Below are 21,095 nucleotides of genomic sequence, written 5' to 3'. Positions count from 1 at the left end.
GCGGCCTCCTTACCGACGTAGCTTGGGAAGCGAGGTGCGGTGCGACAGGAATCGTGCCAGCAGGGCATCCAGCGGATCGCTGGTTCGGACTTGGATGTAATCGATCGAAAGCCGGCCACACGCTTTGCGCGTCGCGTTCAAGAATTGATCGAGCGCCTCGACGTAACCTTGTCTCAGCGCGCGGGGATTGCAATTGAGCATGTCGTCGCTTTCGAGCCCTTCGAACCGCGTCGCACCGTTGAAGGGGAACTCGATCTCGTCGTCATGCAAGACGTGGAACAAGGCGACGTCGTGGCCGCGCGAACGCAGCACCCGCATGCCTTCGACCAGCGAGTCGATTCCCAGCAAGTCCGAGACGATCAGCACCAACCCACGACGGGGGATTGCTTGGCCGACCTGTTTGGCAACGCGGATCAGATCGGTTCGGCCGTCGGCGCCCACCTGGTCCAGCATCGCCAGGATCCGCGCGAGTTGTTGTTGATTGCTTTTGGCCGGCACGATGTCACGGACTTCGGTGTCAAACGTGATCACCCCGCAGGCATCTTTCTGGCGCAAGGCCAGGTAGGCCAGCGAGGCGGCGATGGAAGCGGAGTAATCAAATTTATTTGTTTCGCCTTCGCCATACGACATGCTGGCACTGCGGTCGACCAGCAACGTCAATCGCAGATTCGTTTCTTCTTCGTACTGTTTGATGTGCAAGCGATCCTGCCGCGCGTACACCTTCCAATCGATATGACGAAGCTCGTCACCGGTGTTGTACTGGCGGTGCTGCAGGAATTCGATCGACTGGCCGAAATAAGGGCTGCGGTGCATGCCCGACAGGAATCCTTCGACCACCCGACGCGCCGTCAATTCCATTCGACGGATTCGCTGCGTGACTTCAGGACGCAAATATTTTTTGGAATCGGGCATCACGCGAAAGCTCGTCTTCGGTCGTCGGTGTCGCCGCTACGATGCGATCGATCACATTGTCACTGGTCACCCCGTCACTTTCGGCGGCAAAATTCACCACCATGCGGTGACGGAGGACGGGTTTGGCCAGTTTTTGGATGTCATCGATCGAGACGTGAAAACGACCTTCCAGCAGCGCCCGGGCCTTGCCGCCGAGGATCAGAAACTGGACGGCCCGCGGACCGGCTCCCCAGCCGACCAGATCGTTGACGAAATCCGGCACGCCGTTGTCGCCGACGCGGGTTTGGCGGACCAACGAGAGCGCGTAACGCACCACGTGATCGCTGACCGGAACGCGCCGCACCAGGTCTTGCAAACGGATGATCTCTTCGGCGTTGAGCACCGCTTGGACGTCCCCGGTTTCCATGCCGGTGGTGCGCCGTGCGACTTCGAATTCCTCGTCAAACGAGGGGTATTCGACATACACTTTGAACATGAAACGGTCCTGCTGCGCTTCGGGCAGCGGGTAGGTGCCTTCCTGTTCGATCGGGTTCTGCGTGGCGAGCACAAAGAACGGGTTGGGCAGCGGGTGGCGGGTTCGTCCGACCGTGACTTGCCGCTCCTGCATCGCCTCGAGCAACGACGCTTGGGTCTTGGGCGGCGTCCGGTTGATTTCGTCGGCCAGGATGATGTTGGCAAACAACGGGCCTTCCATGAACCGAAACCCACGGTGCCCGGTCGAGCGGTCCTCTTCAATGATCTCCGTCCCCGTGACGTCGGCGGGCATCAGGTCGGGAGTGAACTGGACGCGTGAAAACGCCAGGTCCATCGTTCGGGCCAGAGTGCTGATCATCAACGTTTTGGCCAGCCCGGGGACGCCTTCGAGCAGAACGTGACCGCGACTGAACAGCCCGATCATGATCTCTTCGATGACTTCCTGCTGTCCGACAATGACTTTGCCAAGCTCTTGGCTGATCTGTTTTTTGGCATCGTTGAGACGTGCCGCGTCGGCTGCCGAAAGCTCGCCCATCGCCGCCCCGTCGTTCCCTGCTGACTCGACCGAGTTATCCATTCCGTTCCCACAATCAAAAGGTGCCACGCTTACTGAACCGCTACAGGATACCAGCCGGGCTACGCGCCGGATATAGGAACGTGCTCGAACTGTCTCGATCGACCCTTGCCCTGGTCCGTTCCGCTACAATCGAACGTCGTGCGATTGAACCGTCCCGCCCAATGGTGCCCACCGCCGTGTTTCGACCGTCAGCCTATCGCGTTGTGTTACCGCGTCGCCCCGCCCCCAGTTGTCAGAGTCGTCGTCCTGGTCGACACCTCACCCAAGTGTCCAGCATTCAAGCGGATCAGACGGACGGCGGGCAACCGAAACGTCGCTGCGTCATCGCGCCGGTTTGGTTGCGGGTCGCCACATTGGCCTGGCTGGTGCTGTTGTTGCCTTGCGATCCCGCCCGGGCGGCCAATTACTCCGAAGCCGAAGCGTTGTTCCTGTCGGGGAAAATTGACGAGGCGGAAGCAATCGCCAAAGCCGAAGTGGAGCGGGGGATTTGGAATCGCCGCTGGTCGGAACTGCTGATCCGATGCCAACTGGCGACCGGACAATACGAACCGGCTCTGGAAACCTATGACGCGGCGATCGGCCGCTATCCGACCAGTTTGCCGCTCCGCGTGCTGGGGATCGATGTCGCCCACTTTAACGATTTGCCCGACCGGGCGGCCGGCGAAGCGGCGATGATCCAGCGCTATCTGCAAACCGGCCAATTGAAGTATGCGACGTCCGACACGTTGATCGCCGCTGGACGCTTTTTTGCCGAAAACGGGATCGATGCCCGGATCATTCTCAAAAACTTTTTCGACCGCGTCCTCGAGACAGACCCCACCAATCTCGAAGCCTTGATCGCCACCGCAGAACTGGCCATCAGCAAGGGCGATTTTGCCGTCGCCGCCGAAACGGTCGCAAAAGCCCAGCAGCGGGAACTGGAAGACGCGCGGTTGGAATACCTGCGTGCCGTCGCGCTGCAATCGTCTGATTCGCAACAGGCTCAAGCCGCACTGATCCAATCGCTGCGGCTGAACCCCATCTATGAGCCGACGTTGATTCTGAAGGCGGAAAAGGAGATCGATCGCGAAGACTATGCCGGGGCCGAAACGACGATCGAACGGATGCTGGAAACGAATCCCAAAAGCCCGGCCGCATTCGCGCTCAAAGCCGTGCTCGCGCACCTGGCCGGAGACTACGACGAAGAGAAAGCGTTGCGTGAGAAGGCGCTGCAGTGGTGGCCGACCAACCCCGAAGTGGATCATTTGATCGGACGCAAACTGTCCGACAAGTACCGGTTCGCCGAGGGGGCCCACTATCAACGACTGGCGTTGACGTTCGAGCCCTCACACATCCCGGCGACGTTCCAGTTGGCTCAGGATCTATTGCGTTTGGGCGACGATGACGTCGGCTGGAAACTCGCCGAACAGGTCAACACCGAAGACCCGTACAACGTCGTCGCCTACAACTTGATGACACTGAAAGATCGCATCGACGGGTTTGAAACGATCCGGGCCAGCGACGTGGGGGCGACGCCAAGCGACGGTGATGATCCGGTCGCCGAGTTGGGGTTGGAAGAACTCCGCGAACCCGGCGAGATCCTGGTCCGGATGGATCCGCGCGAGCGCAAGGTTTATGGCAATGCGGTCGCGGAGTTGTTGTCCGAAGCCAAGCAGGTGCTTTGTGAGAAGTATCAATTGGAACTGACGCGCCCCGTGATCGTGGAGATTTTTCCCAAGCAAAGCGATTTTGCGATTCGCACGTTCGGGCTTCCCGGCGGCGAAGGTTTTCTGGGCGTGTGCTTCGGACGCGTGATCACGGCGAACAGCCCGGCGTCGCAGGGACCAAGACCGACGAATTGGAAAAGCGTGCTGTGGCACGAATTTTGCCACGTGATCACGCTGACCAAAACCAAGAACCGGATGCCACGATGGTTGAGCGAAGGGATCTCTGTGTATGAAGAGCTGGAGCGAGACCCCCGGTGGGGACAGTCGATGACCGCCCGCTATCGCGAGATGATCCTGGGCGATGACTTCACGCCGGTGTCCCAGTTGAGCGGGGCTTTTCTCAATCCATCGTCATCAACACATCTGCAATTCGCCTACTACGAATCCTCGCTGGTCGTCCGCTACCTGGTCGAAGAGTACGGCGCCGAAGCGCTCAACGCCACGCTCGAATCGCTCGCCGAGGGCATTCCGATCAACGAAGCGCTGGCAAAAAACATTGCCCCGATGGAGCGGATCGAAGCCGGCTTTGCTGAATATGCGCGCACGTTGGCCACTGATTTTGGCAACGGGCTGGATTTCACGCGTCGCCAGTCGCCCAACCAAGCGGATGAGGACGACCGCGACCCGGCGGAAATTTTGAAGTGGGCCGATCAGAATCCAGACAACTATTGGGCGCGGATGACACTGGCCCAGGCGGCACTGGCGCGAATGCAATACGAAGCCGCGGCGGAGCATCTGGAATTTCTGGTGGAGAAAAACGCGGCGACGGGCGAGACCGAAGGCGTGCTGGAGTTGCTCGCGGTTTGTTACCGCGAACTGGGGAAGGTAGAGAAAGAACGCGAGGTTTTGAAACAGCTTTTTTCAGTTTCCTCCGATGCTTTGCCGAGTTTGCAGCGTTTCATTGAAATGGAGAAATCGCAAAACGACTGGTCGTCGGTGCTCGAATCTGCCGTCCATGCACTGGAGATCCAGCCCTTTGCGTTGGACGTGCACCAATCGTTGGTGACGGCCTGTCGCGAGCTGGATCAAAGCGAAAAAGCGATCGATTCGTTGCGTGCCCTGCAAGCGATGGATCCGGTGGACGTGGCCGGTTTGGATTTTCAAATGGCTCAATCGCTGGCCGCTGCCGGTGAGATCGACGCGGCGACCGAACACCTGATCGACGCCTTGTTGATCGCGCCGCGTTATCGCGACGCCCACCACTTGCTGCTCGCGCTTCAAGAACAGCCGAAGGCGACGGAGCAAGGTCAGCCTGTCGAAGAGGCCGCGGCGGACGAGGAACCGGCCGAAGAGACGTCAGCTGAAGAAAAGCCGGCTGACGAGAAACCCCAAGCGTCTGGCGCAGACGTGACCGCTGCGCCCGATCGATCGGAACCGGGCGACGCCGGTCCGTCCGAAATTCCTGCCTCGGAGAGTGTCGTCGAATGATTCGCCAACGATCCAAAACCTTCGTCATGCTGACGGCGATGCTCGTCGTCAGTGCGGCCGGCATCGCCTTGGCCCAGTGGGGACGTCGCTTTCGCAGCATCGAAGAAGACCGGCGTGGCGTCCCGCAATGGGAAGTCGATCGGCAGTTCCCCGGTGACAGCTTTACCTTTGCCCGCGTTTACTACGACTCGTATTACGGCCGCGGTGGTGGTGGCGGTTGGCGAACCGATTACCCGGACAGCGATCTCAATTTCTCGTTGCGGCTTCAGCAGTTGACCACGATCAAGGTCAATCCTAATCCCGTGATCGTCAATCTGACCGACGAGAACCTGTCGGACTATCCGTTCCTGTACATGATCGAACCCGGCGGGTTGGTGTTTAGCGAAGCCGAGGTGGTGGCGCTACGCAAGTATTGTTTCGACGGCGGCTTTCTGATGGTGGACGACTTTTGGGGCGACACCCAGTACGAAAATTTGGCGTTCGAGCTGGAACGTGTTTTTCCCGATCGGAAACCGTTCGAAGTCCCGCTGGACCACGAAATCTTTCACAACGTGTACGACATGAAAGAAAAGCCGCAGGTGCCGGCCATCGGCAGGGCTTGGGGATCGGTCACTTGGGAAGACACCCGCGACGGCAGCGACAACAGCGTGCCGCACTATCGCGCTATCGTCGACGACAAGGATCGGATCATGGTCTTCATCTGCCACAACACGGACCTGGGGGACGGCTGGGAACGCGAAGGCGAAGATGAAGAATATTTTCGTGAGTTTTCCGTCAAAAAGGCCTATCCGATGGGCATCAACATCGTCACCTACGCCATGACCCATTGACCCGCCGCACCATTGAATCGCTTTCTCGAGTGCCCTTTCCGTTTTGTCTTTCACCACTTCATCGACGGTCTCCCGCATCGGGACGCCCTTGATTGTTCGGACCCACCTCTCAACTAGCCAATGACAGTCACTGAATCCAACGTGGTCGAGCAGATCCAAGACGCCCGCGAAAAAATCGTCGGCGAACTTTCCAAAACGATCGTCGGACAGCACGACGTCATCGAACAGCTGTTGATCAGCCTGCTCGCCGGCGGCCACTGTTTGATCACCGGTCCTCCCGGGTTGGCGAAAACCCTGCTGGTCCGCAGCGTCGCCCAAGTCTTTCACTTGCAGTTCAGCCGCATCCAGTTCACGCCCGATCTGATGCCGGTCGATATCGTCGGGACGGAGATCCTGGAGGAAACCGCGGACGGGCATCGTGGGCTGACGTTTGTCAAAGGCCCGGTGTTCGCCAACGTGATTTTGGCCGATGAGATCAACCGGACGCCGCCCAAGACCCAAGCGGCGATGCTCGAAGCGATGCAAGAACACCAAGTGACGGCGGCCGGGACGCGTTACGAATTGCCCGAACCGTTCTTCGTCTTGGCGACGCAAAACCCGATCGAAATGGAAGGCACCTACCCGCTGCCGGAAGCCCAGCTGGATCGGTTCTTGTTCAACGTCAAAATCGATTATCTGCCGCCCGAAGATGAGTTGTCGGTGGTGTTGCGGACAACCGCGTCGAAACCCGAACCGATCAACCCGCTGTTCTCCGGCGAGGATGTGTTGCAGTTCCAGCAAACGGTGCGTGACGTCCCGATCGCGACCCCGATCGCCGAATACGCCGTCAAAATCGCTCAAACCACGCGCCCCAACCGCGAAGGCTCGCCCGATTTTGTCAACGAATGGGTCGGCTGGGGCGCCGGAACACGTGCGTCGCAAACCCTGGTGCTGGGCGCCAAAGCTCGCGCACTGTTGATGGGCCGCGCCCACGTGCAAACCGACGACATCGTGGCGCTGGCGCATCCGACGCTCCGCCACCGCGTGCTGCCGACCTACAAGGCCGAAGCCGAAGGGGTGACGATCGAGCAAATCATTGACAAGCTGTTGGAGACGATTCCCAAGCCATGAGCGCCGTCGCCAATGCCGGGGCCTCCCCCGCCCGAAAAAACGCTGCCGGATCATCAACAGCCGGATCGAATTCGAACGCGAATCATCGCGCCGGCGTTGACCCCTCGGCGCTGATGCGGATCAAGAGTTTAAAGCTCCGCGCCAAGACGGTGGTCGAAGGGTTTTTCTCGGGGTTGCACCGCAGTCCGACGCACGGCAGCTCGATCGAGTTCAGCGAATACCGTGCCTACGTCCCCGGAGATGATTTGCGCAACCTGGATTGGAAACTCTACGCGCGGAGCGATCGGTACTTCATCAAAAAATTCGAAGACGAGACCAACCGGCGTTGCTACCTGGTCGTCGATCAAAGCCGTTCGATGGGCTACGGATCGATCGACTACAGCAAGATGGAATACGCGCGAACGGTCGCTGCGACGCTGGCTTATTTCCTGACCATGCAACACGACGCCGTCGGTGTGCTGACGTTCGATGCGGAACTCGGTGATTTTTTGCCGGCCAAACTCGGTGCCAAACAATTTCACCAGATCCTGGTCGAACTCTCCCGTCCCGCGGTCGGCAAAGGCACGGACATCGAAGCCCCGCTCCGCCAAGTGACGTCGTTGGTGCCACGCCGCGGGCTGGTGATTTTGATGAGCGATCTGTTGGCGCCCCCGGGTATGCTGAAGACGCAATTGGCGGCGCTCCGCGCACGCGGGCACGAAGTGGTGTTGTTGCGGATGATCGATCCGGGTGAACTGGACTTGGGAATCGACAAGCCGGCGATGGTGACCGACGTCGAAACCGGCCAACAGATTTACGTCGACCCGTCCGCGGCAAAAGCCAACTACACCGAGCGATTCGAGCGACACCGCCGCGAGATCGAATCGATTTGTGAATCGACCGGCGTGGGGTTCTATGAACTGATCACCGACAAGCCGCTCGATTTGGCGCTGTCCAGTTTGATCAACGCCCGCAACCGACTCGGCAAATCGGGGCAGCGATCGATCAGCGAGGGAGTGCGGCGATGAGTTTTCTGGCACCGCTGTATTTTCTGGGCGCACTGGCTGTTGCCGGACCGATCCTGTTTCACTTGATTCGGCGCCAACCCAAGGGCGACGTCGAATTCAGTTCGCTGATGTTTCTCGATTCGACGCCGCCGCGACTGACACGACGCAGCCGTCTGGAAAACTGGCCGTTGTTGTTGCTGCGGTGCGCAGCGATTTTACTACTCGCCTTCGCCTTCGCCAGACCGTTTTTGCCGCTGTCGGAATCGGATTCGGTGGAAGGCGTCAAACAGGCGGTGATCGTGTTGATCGACCAGAGTGCGAGCATGAAGCGCACCGGTTTGTGGGACCAGGCGACCAGCAAAGCCAAGCAGATTCTAGAACAGGCCGACGATGAAACACTGTTTTCGGTGATCGCCTTTGATTCCGCGCCGCGGACGATCTTGTCACTGGAGGAGTCCACGCAACTGGTCGCGGACACCCGCAAGAGTGCCGCGCGTGACGCGATCGATCGACTGACGCCGACGTGGCAATCGACTGATGTCGGCAAAGCGATTCGCTACGCCGCCGATCAGGCAGCTCTTTTGGAACTCGGAGAATCCGAAAACGCTTCGGCCACACCGAATAACCCCAATGCCAGCGCGACGATTGAAACGCGAATCGTATTGCTGAGCGACCTGCAGTCCGGCGCCGAGATCGAAACGCTGCAGGGATATGAGTGGCCCAGTCGCGTGTGGTTGGACATGGAAACGCTGATCGCCACGACCCGCGGAAACGTCAGCCTGCGGGTGATGCCCCAAACGCCGGCCGCCGACACCGATGAAGCCATCCGAGACGCAGCGGGAGACGTCGTTCGCGTCCAGGTTGCACAGACCGACGACGGCGACACGTCCACGTTCCGACTTCGGTTTGAGAACCAGGACCAGGATGCCGCGGTGATCCAAGTGCCTCCGGGACAAACACGTTTCTTTTCGGTCGAGTTGCCCGAAGCCGATGATGACGGCGACCCGGCGCGGACGGCGACGCTAACCGTTTCGGGAGACCGCGACGGTTTTGACAATACGTTCCACTTCATTCGCCCCAAACGCATCGATCAAGAAGTTCGCTTCGTCGAATCGCCACGCAATGTCTCGACGTCCGATGGGCCGTCGGCGGAATCTGGGCCGGGGTCGGATTCATCGGTTCGCGAAACGCTTTCGTTTTACGCCAGCCAGGTGCCGTGGTCTGACCCCACGCGAGAGGTCACGTTGACAGTGCGGACCGAAGACGACTGGGGCGAAGGCTTGGATCCGGCCACGACGCCGCTGCTGATCATGAATGCTTCGGCGACACTGGAATCTAACCGCGATGCGATCGAGCAATACCTGTCATCCGGCGGACGTGTTCTAGTCGTGCTCGATCGGGCGGTCGATGAAGCCACGGGGGCCGCGCTTGCGAGCTTGTTACAGTCTTCCGAGCTGAAGATCGGCGAATCCGAATCTGACGACTACCGCTTGATCGCTTCGGTCGATTTCAAGTCCGCGTTGATCGCTCCGCTGTCGGATCCCGGTGTGAACGATTTCAGCAACATTCGAATTTGGAACCACCGTCAGCTCGACGGACTCGGTCAGGTGCCCAGTGTGACGCTGAAGTTGGACGACGGTTCGCCGTTGCTGGTGCGACGGGATATCGCCAACGACGATCCAGAACTTTCCGGTGGTAAGCTTTGGGTGTTGGCGAGCGGTTGGCAGCCTGCCGAAAGCCAGTTGGCGTTGTCGACCAAGTTTGTCCCGATCCTGCTGGGCATGCTGGGGCGAAACACGCAGCTCGCCCCGGAATCGCTGGTCGTTGGTGATCCACTCGGTGATGACGATGTCGCGACGGAACCGGGTTTTGTGGAGTCCGATGGAGAAACCTACGCGATCAACTTGGATCCGACGGAAAGTGTGACCACGTCCTTTGATCTGGATCGAATCGTCCAGTTCGGCGCGGTTGTCTCGTCGCCGATGGCGCGGCAGCAGGAACAGACCGCCGAGCGGGCGCTGCGCGACATTGAACTGGAAGCGCGGCAAGGCTGGTGGCAATGGTTGATCCTGGCCACGCTCGGATTCATCGCGGCGGAAACACTGCTCGCCGCCAGAGACTCCTCCCGTCAACAGGCAGCCGCATGATGTTACACCCCGCAACGATGTGGCAAATGGTTTCAGGCACCCATGGCACGGGTTTCAGTACGACGGGAATCAGCAACCGTTGGTGGCTAGCCTTGAGGCGATTCCCGGTCGCTGCGACGCAGAGACAGTGGGCGGCTAAAGGAACCGCCCAGCTTAGGACGACGGGTTTTTCGAGTACGATGGCCCTTCCGGGCCGTCGTCCGCTGGACTCCGGACGACGACCTGGAAAGGACGTCGTACATCGGTCCGCTCACCACATCACACTCGATCGACCGGATCATGGGGATTCGTCGCGTTTCGCATCGTTCCTAAGCGGGACGGTCCGGAAACCCCGCGCAGCAACGCAGATGCCCGTGTCATTCGTGTCCGACACCTTCTCTCCAAAACCGCGAACTCCGTCTCAGGTGACGAAACGATGAGCGACACCCCTTCCACCGGAAACGATCTCCGATTCGATTCCAAGCTCGGCATGGCGGAACGTCAACTCGAACGCATTCGGCGTGAGATGAATCATGTTTCTGGTCGTGTCCGCTCCAGACACTTTTGGACGTTGTTGGCTGTGTTCGCGATCATCGCCATGTTGTTCGCGTTGATGTTTCGCGGCGCACAATTATTCGGGCAAATCGACGACGTCACGACCTGGACGTTGAACGTCTCGGTGTTGGTGATCGCAGTGATGGCGTCGTGGGTGCTTTCGCGTCGATTGGCCGGGGGCGTCCAGGCGACGGCGGCGAAAATCGAAACCGCGTTTCCGGGTTTGGGCGAACGGCTGTTGACGGCGACTTACTTAGACGACGAACAGACGGCCGGACCCCTCGGGCAGCATCTGATCGGCGAGACGCACGACCATTTTCGTTCCCATGATTGGCAGACCGTGGTGTCGACGTTGTCGTTGTGGTCCTCGCGATTTTGTGGCGTCGGTGCGTTGGCCGCCGCGATCGGCGTGTCCATGATCGATTTCAGGCAGGATCCCGACGTGTCACTGTTGCCGTCATCGCTGGCGTCGCAATCCGAAACGCAACAGGACGTGACGGTATTGCCCGGCGACGTGTCGATCGAACGCGGCACCAGTCTGGTCGTGACCGCCGAATTCAGCGAGTCGGCCCCCGAGTCGGCGACGTTGATCACGGAGTTCGTCGATGGAAGGCTGTCGGAAGTCTTGATGAAACGAAACTTGAGCGATCCGATCGTCGGCGGTTTTTTGTCTCGCGTCGATCAACCACTGTCGTATCGAATCGAATCGCCGCGCTGGAACAGCCAAACGTATTCGGTCGAGGTGTTCGAGTTTCCCGAGTTGCGACGCAGCGACGCCGTGCTGGAGTTTCCCGAATACACGCAGATGAAATCACGTACGGTCGAAGACACGGTCAAGGTTAGCGTGGTCCAGGGGACTGAAGTGACGTGGCGGCTGCTGCTCAACAAACCCGTCGTCTCATGCACCCTGACGACGAAAAGCGGCGACGCGATCGATTGTTCGCCGGCCACCCGAATCGTCGACGCCAAAACGGAGGATCCCACGCAGCGCTATGCGGCCTATGTTGCGACCGTTACCGCCGAGCAATCAGAAACCTATCTGTTGAAACTGGTTGACGACGAACAACGCGAAAACAAGTATCCGCCCGAGTTGTCGATCAAGGTGTTGCCGAACAAACCGCCCAAATTGAAGCTCGAAAAGGCTCGCGATGTGACCGTGTCGGCGATCCAGGAGTTGCCGCTGCGTGCAAACGTTCGCGACGACTATGGCATTTCAAAATCGGGGATCACGTACCGGATCGAAGAGGAGCCCGAAGTGACCGTCGAGCTTGCCGAAAATCTGGCGCGCAATGTCGATTCGAGCATCGATCACACACTGGACTTCGAATCGTTGAAGGCGAAACCGGACGATTTGGTTTCGTACTATTTCTGGGCCGAAGACATCGGGCCGGACGGAAAACCGCGTCGTACCGAAAGCGATCTGTTTTTTGCCGACGTGCGTCCGTTCGAAGAGATCTTTCGCGAGGGCGATTCGCCGCCGCCGTCGCAACCGGGACAGCCGTCCGGCCAACAGCAGCAAGCCGAAGAGTTGGCGAAACTGCAAAAACAGATCATCACCGCGATCTGGAACCAGATCCGACTGGAGATGGCCGGAACCGCACCCGCGCCGGAAGACATCCAAACCATCAGTGACTCCCAAACCGATGCGATCGGCCAGTTTGAAGAGATGGCGGAAAAGTTGACCGACGCAAAGTCCAAGGAGATCGGTTTGCGGGCTTACCAAGCGATGAACGAGACCGTGAAGAACCTTGCCGCCGTTGATCTTCCCGAAGCCCGCTCGTCGGCACAACGCAGTTTTTCGAGTTTGCTGAAACTGCGATCGCGTGAGTTCGAAGTCACGCGTCAACAGAGACAGCAACAACAAAGTCAAAGCGGCGGAGGCGGCCAGAGCCGACAACAGCAGCTCGATGAGTTGGAGTTGGACGACGACGAGAACCGTTACGAAACGCAGCAGCAGGCCCAGCAGCAAACCGCCCAGCAACAGGCCGCCGCGGAAGATCGACAGGTCCTCAGCCGGCTTCGTGAACTCGCCAAACGCACCGAGGATTTGACCGAGGAGTTGGCGAAGCTGCAGTCGGCACTGGAACAGGCAGAGAACGAAGAAGAAGCCGAGGAGATCCGCCGACAGTTGAAACGGTTGCGGGAGCAGCAGCAGGAATTGCTGCGGATGTCGGACGACCTGGAATCACGGATGCGTTCGCCGGAAAACAGCGAGCGGATGAACGAGCAAGCCGACAAACTGCAAGAGTCACGCGAGGATTTGCAACAGGCGAGCAAGGCGACGGAGGAAAATGATGCTTCGGCGGCCCTGGCCGCCGGACGCCGCGCCGAACGCCAGCTGGATGAGCTGCAAGAAGAGTTCCGTCAACGAGCCGCGGGGGCATTTGATGAGACCGTTCGGGAGATGCAGCGCGAAGCGACCGAGCTGAAAAACGAACAAGAAAAGATTGGGCAGTCGATGCGAGAGCAGGTCGAAAAAGCCTCGCCGGGATTACGCGGTGACGAACAAACCGACGCCGCACCGCAGCAGCTGGAAGACCAGGCTGAACGGTTCCGTGATCTGGTCGACAAAATGGAGCGGACGGTCAGGGAGGCCGATGAAGCCGAACCGTTGCTGGCGGAAAAGCTGTACGACGGTTTCCGTCAGGCGCGACGGTCTCAAACCGAACAGCAGCTGGAAAATGCCGCCGAATTGGTCCGTCGAGGCTTTATGCCGCAAGCCGAACAATTTGAGCAGGAAGCGGCCAAGGGAATCGAGCAACTGCAGCAAAGCATCGACGAAGCCGCCGATGCGGTGCTGGGTGATTCCACCGAAGGGTTGCGACGCGCCGCTCAGCAACTCGAACAACTCACCCGTGGCGTCGAGCAGGAACTGCAACGGGAGGCTTCCGAAATGCAACAGGGTCAACAACAGGGCGAGCAACAAGGTCAACAACAAGGCGAGCAACAAGGCCAGCAACAAGGTCAGCAACAAGGCCAACAACAAGATCAGCAACAAGGCCAACAACAAGATCAGCAACAAGGCCAACAACAAGATCAGCAACAAGGTCAACAACAAGGACAGCAACAAGGCGAGCAACAAGGCGAGCAACAGGGTCAGCAACAAGGTCAGCAACAAGGCCAGCAGCAAGGTCAACAACAAGGCCAACAACAAGGCCAGCAACAAGGCCAGCAGCAAGGCCAGCAGGGCGGCCAGCAGCAAGGTCAACAACAAGGTCAACAACAAGGTCAACAACAAGGTCAACAACAAGGTCAACAACAAGGTCAACAACAAGGTCAACAACAAGGTCAACAACAAGGCCAACAACAAGGCCAGCAGCAAGGCCAGCAACAAGGCCAGCAGCAAGGTCAGCAGGGCGGCCAGCAACAAGGCCAGCAACAAGGTCAACGTCAGCAGCCGGGGTTGCGTGGTGGACCGCAGCAGTCGTCCGATTCGCCGCAATCACGCCAGGATTCTGCCGGGGGCCGTTTCGCCGCTGAATCACCCAGCGAGGGCGGAGGTCCGATCGGTCCGCTGACCGGAGACTTCCGCGAATGGTCGGATCAGATGCGGGACGTCGAAGAAATGGTCGGCGATGCGGACCTGCGAGCGAGGGCGAACAGTATTCGCGATCGTGTCCGTCAAATGCGAACCGAAATGAAACGTCACGGCGAGGCGCCGAAATGGGAACTGGTCGAAGACTTGGTGGCCGAACCGCTGCGAGAATTGAAACAAGAGGTCCGCGCCGAACTGCTTCGGCGCACGGCTTCCAAGAATGAACTCGTACCGATCGATCGCGATCCGGTGCCGGCTCAATTCACCGATGCCGTGCGTCGCTACTACGAGAACCTTGGCAGTGCGGATGTCGAGACGGGTTTGATGGAGTCGCCGAGGTGAGCATGGTTTTCGAATCGTATCCTGTCTTCATCGCCGAACTGGTCATCGGTTCGCCCCGGTGGACGGTCCCCGCGATCGTCATCGGGACGGTGTTGACATTCCTGGTGCTGTGGAACTACGCCACCAGTGGTGGTCGTCGGGTTCGGACGGCTTGGCTGGGTGTCACGTTGAAAGTGATCGCGATCGCATTGTTGGCGGTTTGCTTGTTGCAACCGATGCAGCGCGGCGAGCGTCCGCGTCCGCGGGCGAATCTGTTGCCGATCGTCGTCGACACCAGCGGCAGCATGGACCTGAAGATCGGCCGCTCGGACGAATCGTGGCGCGATCGGATCGAGACCGACATGGCGGCCGATTCGCCAGTGTTTTCATCGATGGCCCAATTGTTCGAAACGCGGATCTATGGATTCGACAAGCGATTGTCCAGCGCCAGTGAAGTCGCCGATTTGCGCCGCGGTGGGACGGGCAGCCGATTGGTGGAAAACCTCGGCGAGCTTTCGCGGCGACTGGAAGGCCGCCCCGTCGCCGGCGTGTTGCTGATGACCGATGGCAATGTTGCCGGCGTCGCGGAGGAACTGGAGGAGTTGCCGGAGTTGAAGTTTCCGGTTTACCCCGTGATCCCCAGCCGAACGACGGGGCTGAATGATTTGCGAATCACCAGCACCACGGTGCGACAGACCAATTTTGAAATCTCGCCCGTCACGTTGGCCGTGCAATTCGCGATCGATGGGTCGTTTCCCGGTCAAGCCATCGCGAGATTAACCGACGTCGCGCTGCAATCGGTGGTTGAAGAGAAAACCGTGCCGCTGCGGTCGGACGAAAAAACGTTCAGCGTGTCGTTTCAGTTCCGCCCCGCCGACGTCGGGTTGCGGTTCTATCGTGTCGACTTGTTCCGCGAAGTCGATCGGGCGGCGTTCGACCAGCTGGATGAATTGATGGACACGCCGTCGTCTGAAACCACGCTGGTCAACAACACCCGTTTGATCGCGGTCGATCGCCAGGGCGGTCCGTACCGTGTGCTCTACGTCGCCGGTCGGCCGAACTGGGAATTCAAGTTTCTGCGACGTGCGATCTCGGAAGACGCCGAAGTCGAATTGACCGGTCTGATTCGAATGGCCAACAAGGAGCCCAAATTCAGTTTCCGCGACAAGGAAGTTTCCAGCACCAACCCTCTGTTTCAAGGACTTGGTGACGACGCCGAAGAAACCGCCGAGCAGTACGACGAACCGGTGATGATTCGAATCGGCGTCAAGGAAACCGAAGAACTCGCGTCGGGGTTCCCGAAGGTCGAAGAGGAACTGTTCGGGTTCGACGCGTTGATCATCGATGACATCGAACCGGAGTTCTTTTCACAAGACCAACTTGAAATGGTTCGCCGATTTGTTTCATCCCGTGGCGGCGGGCTGTTGATGCTGGGGGGCCAAGAAATGTTTCGCGGCCGAGCGTTCGGTGACTCCTTCCTGGGCGACCTTTCGCCGGTTTACGTCAGCCGGACCGATTCCGGTTCGCCGGACGATTATTCGGTCGGCCTGACTCGCGAAGGGATGTTGCAACCTTGGATGCGATTGCGCAAAACAGCCGACGCCGAGACGAAGCGTCTGCGGACGATGCCGCAGTTCGATTCGGTCAACGTCGTCGGCAGCTTGAAACCCGGTGCCTATCAACTGGCGACGGTCAAAGGCGGCGGCGGGCAGGTTCAACCGGCGATCGCGGTCCAACGTTTCGGTAAAGGCAAAGTCGGGGCGATCACCATCGCGGACCTCTGGAGATGGTCGATGCAACCCGATCCCCAAAACCCCGACGACGCCGCCCAGGCTTGGCGCCAGATCACCCGCTGGCTGGTCGGCGACGTGCCGCGTCGCGCCGAATTGTCGGCCAAACCCGGACCCGACAACGACGACTCGATGGTGCTGCGTGTCGATGCGCTGGACGAAGCGTTTATGCCTCTGGAAAACCCGACGATCACCGTCAACGTGTTTCGCCCCGGCGGCGACTCGCTGACGTTGGATGCCAAGCCGATCGGAGAAATCCCCGGCGCGTATTCGGTGGCCTACTACGACGACCAACCCGGACAATACATGGCGACCGCCGAGGTTCGCGCCGAAGACGGCGAACTGGTCGGCACGCCCACGGTCGGTTGGAGCCGCCAAATCGCGGGACGAGAGTTTGACACGTTGGGAGTCAATCGGGCGTTGCTGCAGCGGATTGCCGAGCAAAGCGGTGGAGACATCATCGCGGAAGAAGATTTGAATTTGATGGCGCGGCGGCTGAAGTCCGAGAAAGTCCCCGTGATGGAAACCTGGGTCTTCCCGCTCTGGCATCGCGGCTGGGTGATCGCGTTGGCGCTCGGTTGTCTGTGCGGAGAATGGGGACTTCGTCGATGGAGAGGGCTGGCATGAGCATCGGTTTGAAAACGTGGGGTAAGCTTCCAGCTTGCCGTGAACAAAAGTGGCGTAAGCTTCCAGCTTGCGACCCCCGGCCAAGAATTGGCCGCACGGCAAGCAAGATGCTTACCCCACTTTTGCAGATCGCAAGCTGGAAGCTTACGCCACTTTGGTTGTTGTTGGTTGTGGTGGGGGCGGTCGCGCGGGCCGATGACGCGGCGGAACCGGTGGACGTGATCGTGGTTGTCGGTGCACCGGGGGCGGACGAGTTCGGTGAGGCGTTTGCCCAGTGGTCCGAGACATGGAAGGCGACCAGTCAGCGGGCCGGGCTGACGATGCAACGGATCGGACCGACCGGAGACGATCGGGAGAGCCCTGACCGCGAGACCACTGATCGCGACCAACTTCAAGAAGCGCTGAAACGGTCCGCGTCGACCACCAGCGGCCGTCCGCTGTGGTTGATCTTGATCGGTCACGGAACATGGGACGGAGCGTCGGCGGACTTCAATCTGGTCGGCCCCGATGTGAATGCGAAAGAATTCGGCAGCTGGCTCGATTCGATCCGACGGCCGCTGGTGATCGCCAACTGCAGCTCGTCGAGTGGTCCGTTTGTGAACCGATTGTCCGGCAAAAATCGCGTCATCGTGACGGCAACCAAGAGCGGATCGGAGCAGAATTTTGCCCGGTTCGGCGAATACTTCGCCGCCGCGTTTGGTGCCGCGGACGCCGATTTGGATCACGATGATTCGGTCAGTGTTCGCGAAGCGTTTTTGAAGGCCGCCGTCGACGTGGATCGCTTCTACAAAGAACAAGGCCGTTTGGCGACCGAACACGCCTTGTTGGAAGACAACGATGACCGGAAGGGATCGTCGTTGTCGCTGGTGCTGGGCAAAGCGACGTCAAAGGGGGACGCAAAAGTCGACGGCGAACTGGCCAGTCGCTTCAGTATTCCGGTCAGCGATCGCGGCCCGCAGCTGACCGACGAGCAACTGGTGTTGCGAGACGAGCTGGAATCAAAACTCCGCGATGTTCGCGACCGGTTCAGCGATGCCGATCCGGAACAGCTTCGCCAACACGCGCTGCCGATTCTATTGGACCTGGCAAAGCTCTACGCCGAAAGCGACCGTCCGGCTGATGAAGGAGACGAAACGCGATAGAGAGCAATGATCGGGACGACGGCCCGGAAGGGCCGTCGTACTAGCGAAATCCGGTCAGCGGATCGTTGTGCGGCGTCGGGGCGAGCCCTCGGGACGACGGCCCGGAAGGGCCGTCGTACTTGAAAAAGTGGTCGTCCTAGGCCGGACGGTCCTTCAGAGCTGGACACCCACTAGACGATTCCCAGGGGGAATCGGAAACGACCGTAGGTCATCGGTCCGACAAGCCCGCGTGCCGCGCCGCGTTTGACTTTCATGTTGTGGTGGGCGCGGTTGGCATAACGCAGCACGTCGACCAGATCGTTCTCGTTCAGTTCGACGATCACTGAATCTGCTTCTTCGGACGCTTCGGTCGCCGTCCGAAGATGAACGGCAAGCATCTCTTCGAACGGGGATTCAGCGATGGTGGTGACGACGATCGACGGCAGGGCGTCCACGTCGGGTTCGTCTTCATGCGAAGCGTCTGAACGGGTCAGGATGACGCGTCCCGACTCGGTGATCGTCAGCAATTCGGTGGTTCGGGTGCAGTCCATGATTCGGAACAAGGCGATCACCATCTGCCGACAACCGAGATGAATCTCGCAACGATTGGCAAACGGTTCTCCCAAGACACGGAACCCTCTGGTGATGCGAAAGCCCGCTTCGTCGAGGGCATCGTCGGACCGCCGGCGATAGAAATAGATCGAACCCGAGTCGGCCGTTACAAAGTGTGGTTCGCGGTATCGTTTCAGCAGGAACGGGACCAAGGGCCAAGCCACCGCCGCCACGACCAATCCCATCCAGAACGCATAGGGCGTCAATTGCACCGACACGTCGCCGAGTTTGAAGCACTCGTCAATAAACAGAACGACGAAGAATGTTCCGCCGCAGATTTTTCTCGCAACCACAAGTATTCGAACCATCGGCCACGCCGTCACGCGCCGCGGATCATCCGGTTGCGAGGCGATTTCCGATCGATCGGGTGATTCTTGTTTTGTCGGTGACTCGTGCGTTTCCGTTAACATCTTGATCTGTCGGGCATCGGCGGTCCGTTGGAACGATTCAATGGAAGGATAGGTCGGGAAACGTTTCGCGGGGTTGGCCGGCACGCGTGGGATGATTGTTTTGGCAGGCGATGCGTCTGAGCGTGATGGACGAACAGTCGGGGAGTCGAATTAGCGCGAACGTGACGCTCCTAGCGTCTGGGGTGCTCTCGTTGATTTGCAAGCATTGCTTTGGACGATGAACCGCTTAGGCACCAATCGCCGGCGTCGTTCTATGCGGGCATTCCCGCTGGCGATCGTTCGGCAATCCCCATCACCACCTTTTCCGGAGACACCTTCCGATGTGGCGTGCATTTTTTATTGCGCTGGGCATCATGGCGATCATCGTCGGTTTCGAATCGCTGGTGATCGACAGCGCGAACATCTACTCCAATCGCGGTTCGAGCGCGAAAGAATTCTTCAATCCTTCCAGTATCGCCGGACAGACCACGATCACTTGGCAACCCAAAGAGTGGTTTCCGTGGTTGGTGTTGAGCGTTGGATCACTGATTGTGATTTATTCATTCACACTTCCCCAGCGATTCAAGCCGAGCGGTGATTGAGAGTCGCTGGGATCGGGTTTCGCCGCTGCATGCAGCGCGCCAGAGCTATGGACTTGATCATCGTTCCCCGGTGCGTGTTGAACGCGGTTCCCCGGTGCGTGTTGAACGCAGGGCGTCGAAGGTATGCGCGATTCAGCGCGCCAGGACGGTGATTCGGTTCACATCGGGTGCCGAAAAACGCCAGTGCCCTATCCGTTCCCCCCGAAAGATCTCCGCATTCTGGGCGGATAGCGGCGGATTAAGGCGCGTTAGGTGCGTTGACGGTTGACGCCGGCTTCCGTGGCTTGACGACCGTTTCAAGCCCGCTTAACTTCCCATTAGCAGGTCCGAACTGTCAGGACTGACAATATTAGCCAAGCTAATTCTGGATTACATTTGCAACTACGAACGCTTGAGATTTTCTGTGACGTCGCCCAGCTGCGTAGCTTTTCCAAAGCTGCGGAGGCTCGTGGCGTGACACAGAGTGCGGCCAGTCAAGCGATCCAGCATCTCGAAGAGTCACTCGGCGTTCAACTGATCGATCGTTCGACACGACCGTTGTCGCTGACCGCTGCGGGGACGAATTATCACGGCGGGCTGCGAGAGATTTTGGCGGAGTACCACCGATTAGAAGAACGCGTGATCACGGCCGGACGCGGGTTATCGGGGCCGTTGCATGTGGCGGCGATCTATTCGGTGGGACTGAGTTACATGCCCGAAGCGATCGAGGAATTCGGTCATTTGTATCCGGATGTCGACGTGCGAATCGGTTACTGCCAGAACGAGGCGGTGATCCGGAACGTGGTCAACGGCGATGCGGAAATCGGGTTGGTCAGTTTTCCCAAGGCGAACAAGCAACTCGTTGTGGTGCCGTGGCAGAAGGAGCCGGTGCGGTTGGTATGTGCGTCAAAGCATCCGTTGGCTCGTCGCAGCGAGGCGGAGCTGTCGGATCTGGATGGCATCGAGATGATCGGATTCGATCGCAGCCTTGAATTGCGGCGGATGATCGACGCGACGTTAAAGCGATCGGGGATCCGCGTCGATTTTCGAAACGAATTTGACAATGCCGATTCGCTCGTGCGAGCGATTCAGGCGAACGACGGGGCGGGGTTTCTGCCCGAGGCGGCGGTCCGGCGTGAGACGGCGACCGGCGCGTTGCGGGTCGTCGCCTGTCGTGCGTTGCGGATGGTCCGTCCGCTCGGGATCGTTTTCCGACGCTCGGGGCGTCCGAGTGCGGCCGGATACGAATTCGGATCGCTGTTGTTGGGTCGCCCTTTGGAACCTGACCGAGACAAACGTGGCGGACGCAGTCGTCACAAGTCGCAATCGCAGGGGCCGCCAATCGTCCCCGGTACCTCCGTCGTCGCGTAGACCGCCGCGACGGCCCGTTTCCAATCACACACCTAACAAGCTCA

General features: G+C 59.3%; 13 protein-coding genes. 10 read left to right on the top strand and 3 right to left on the bottom strand.

What is annotated here, in order from left to right; genetic code table 11:
• Positions 1–9: 9 nt before the first annotated feature.
• Entirely contained in the window at positions 10–891 is an 882-nt protein-coding gene (locus Enr13x_RS21870) for a DUF58 domain-containing protein (RefSeq protein WP_145392576.1), read from the bottom strand.
• Complete coding sequence (locus Enr13x_RS21865; protein ID WP_145389016.1) at positions 881–1,963, bottom strand: AAA family ATPase; 1,083 nt, start codon at positions 1,961–1,963, stop codon at positions 881–883. Before Enr13x_RS21865 ends, Enr13x_RS21870 begins: the two co-directional genes overlap by 11 nt.
• 176 nt (positions 1,964–2,139) lie before the next feature.
• On the opposite strand from Enr13x_RS21865, the gene Enr13x_RS21860 reads away from it, so the two are divergent.
• The 8 genes from Enr13x_RS21860 (at position 2,140) to Enr13x_RS21825 (ending at position 18,119) form a co-directional block, all read left to right on the top strand.
• Positions 2,140–5,097, top strand: coding sequence for a tetratricopeptide repeat protein (locus Enr13x_RS21860; RefSeq protein ID WP_231743695.1), 2,958 nt, complete (start codon positions 2,140–2,142; stop codon positions 5,095–5,097).
• A gap of 38 nt (positions 5,098–5,135) precedes the next feature.
• Positions 5,136–5,927, top strand: coding sequence for a DUF4159 domain-containing protein (locus Enr13x_RS21855; RefSeq protein ID WP_231744438.1), 792 nt, complete (start codon positions 5,136–5,138; stop codon positions 5,925–5,927).
• A 120-nt stretch (positions 5,928–6,047) separates the two neighbouring features.
• Positions 6,048–7,037 (top strand): AAA family ATPase, encoded by a 990-nt coding sequence (locus tag Enr13x_RS21850; protein WP_145389013.1) that lies wholly within the window; start codon positions 6,048–6,050, stop codon positions 7,035–7,037.
• A complete protein-coding gene (locus tag Enr13x_RS21845) occupies positions 7,034–8,044 on the top strand; it encodes a DUF58 domain-containing protein (protein WP_145389012.1) in 1,011 nt (336 codons plus the stop codon). Before Enr13x_RS21850 ends, Enr13x_RS21845 begins: the two co-directional genes overlap by 4 nt.
• Complete coding sequence (locus tag Enr13x_RS21840) at positions 8,041–10,170, top strand: BatA domain-containing protein (protein WP_145389011.1); 2,130 nt, start codon at positions 8,041–8,043, stop codon at positions 10,168–10,170. Before Enr13x_RS21845 ends, Enr13x_RS21840 begins: the two co-directional genes overlap by 4 nt.
• 415 nt (positions 10,171–10,585) lie before the next feature.
• Positions 10,586–14,581, top strand: a complete 3,996-nt coding sequence (locus tag Enr13x_RS21835; RefSeq protein WP_145389010.1) for a hypothetical protein — start codon at positions 10,586–10,588, stop codon at positions 14,579–14,581.
• Positions 14,578–16,977 (top strand): hypothetical protein, encoded by a 2,400-nt coding sequence (locus Enr13x_RS21830; protein ID WP_145389009.1) that lies wholly within the window; start codon positions 14,578–14,580, stop codon positions 16,975–16,977. The genes Enr13x_RS21835 and Enr13x_RS21830 overlap by 4 nt, the downstream gene beginning before the upstream one ends.
• A gap of 107 nt (positions 16,978–17,084) precedes the next feature.
• Positions 17,085–18,119, top strand: coding sequence for a hypothetical protein (locus Enr13x_RS21825; RefSeq protein ID WP_145389008.1), 1,035 nt, complete (start codon positions 17,085–17,087; stop codon positions 18,117–18,119).
• Between the two features lie 170 nt (positions 18,120–18,289).
• Here Enr13x_RS21825 and Enr13x_RS21820 read toward each other — a convergent pair whose 3' ends face one another.
• On the bottom strand, positions 18,290–19,204 hold the full coding sequence (locus Enr13x_RS21820) for a hypothetical protein (RefSeq protein ID WP_145389007.1): 915 nt from the start codon (positions 19,202–19,204) through the stop codon (positions 18,290–18,292).
• Positions 19,205–19,440: 236 nt separating this feature from the next.
• Here Enr13x_RS21820 and Enr13x_RS21815 point away from each other — a divergent pair, with 236 nt between their 5' ends.
• On the top strand, positions 19,441–19,701 hold the full coding sequence (locus tag Enr13x_RS21815; protein WP_145389006.1) for a hypothetical protein: 261 nt from the start codon (positions 19,441–19,443) through the stop codon (positions 19,699–19,701).
• A 375-nt stretch (positions 19,702–20,076) separates the two neighbouring features.
• Positions 20,077–21,051: a LysR family transcriptional regulator gene (locus tag Enr13x_RS21810; protein WP_145389005.1), complete on the top strand. Its 975-nt coding sequence runs from the start codon at positions 20,077–20,079 to the stop codon at positions 21,049–21,051.
• Positions 21,052–21,095 lie beyond the last annotated feature (44 nt).

Source organism: Stieleria neptunia, assembly GCF_007754155.1.
In the GTDB taxonomy this organism is placed as follows: Bacteria; Planctomycetota; Planctomycetia; order Pirellulales; family Pirellulaceae; genus Stieleria; species Stieleria neptunia.
Note: the sequence above shows the minus strand (reverse complement) of the source record. Positions and strands in the feature narration are given on the sequence as shown.

Excerpts from the sequence above, each read along its gene's own strand:
- Enr13x_RS21865 (WP_145389016.1), bottom strand. The coding sequence starts at position 1,963 with ATGGATAACTCGGTCGAGTCAGCAGGGAACGACGGGGCGGCGATGGGC.
- Enr13x_RS21855 (WP_231744438.1), top strand. The coding sequence starts at position 5,136 with ATGCTCGTCGTCAGTGCGGCCGGCATCGCCTTGGCCCAGTGGGGACGT.
- Enr13x_RS21850 (WP_145389013.1), top strand. The coding sequence starts at position 6,048 with ATGACAGTCACTGAATCCAACGTGGTCGAGCAGATCCAAGACGCCCGC.
- Enr13x_RS21845 (WP_145389012.1), top strand. The coding sequence starts at position 7,034 with ATGAGCGCCGTCGCCAATGCCGGGGCCTCCCCCGCCCGAAAAAACGCT.
- Enr13x_RS21840 (WP_145389011.1), top strand. The coding sequence starts at position 8,041 with ATGAGTTTTCTGGCACCGCTGTATTTTCTGGGCGCACTGGCTGTTGCC.
- Enr13x_RS21835 (WP_145389010.1), top strand. The coding sequence starts at position 10,586 with ATGAGCGACACCCCTTCCACCGGAAACGATCTCCGATTCGATTCCAAG.
- Enr13x_RS21825 (WP_145389008.1), top strand. The coding sequence starts at position 17,085 with ATGCTTACCCCACTTTTGCAGATCGCAAGCTGGAAGCTTACGCCACTT.
- Enr13x_RS21815 (WP_145389006.1), top strand. The coding sequence starts at position 19,441 with ATGTGGCGTGCATTTTTTATTGCGCTGGGCATCATGGCGATCATCGTC.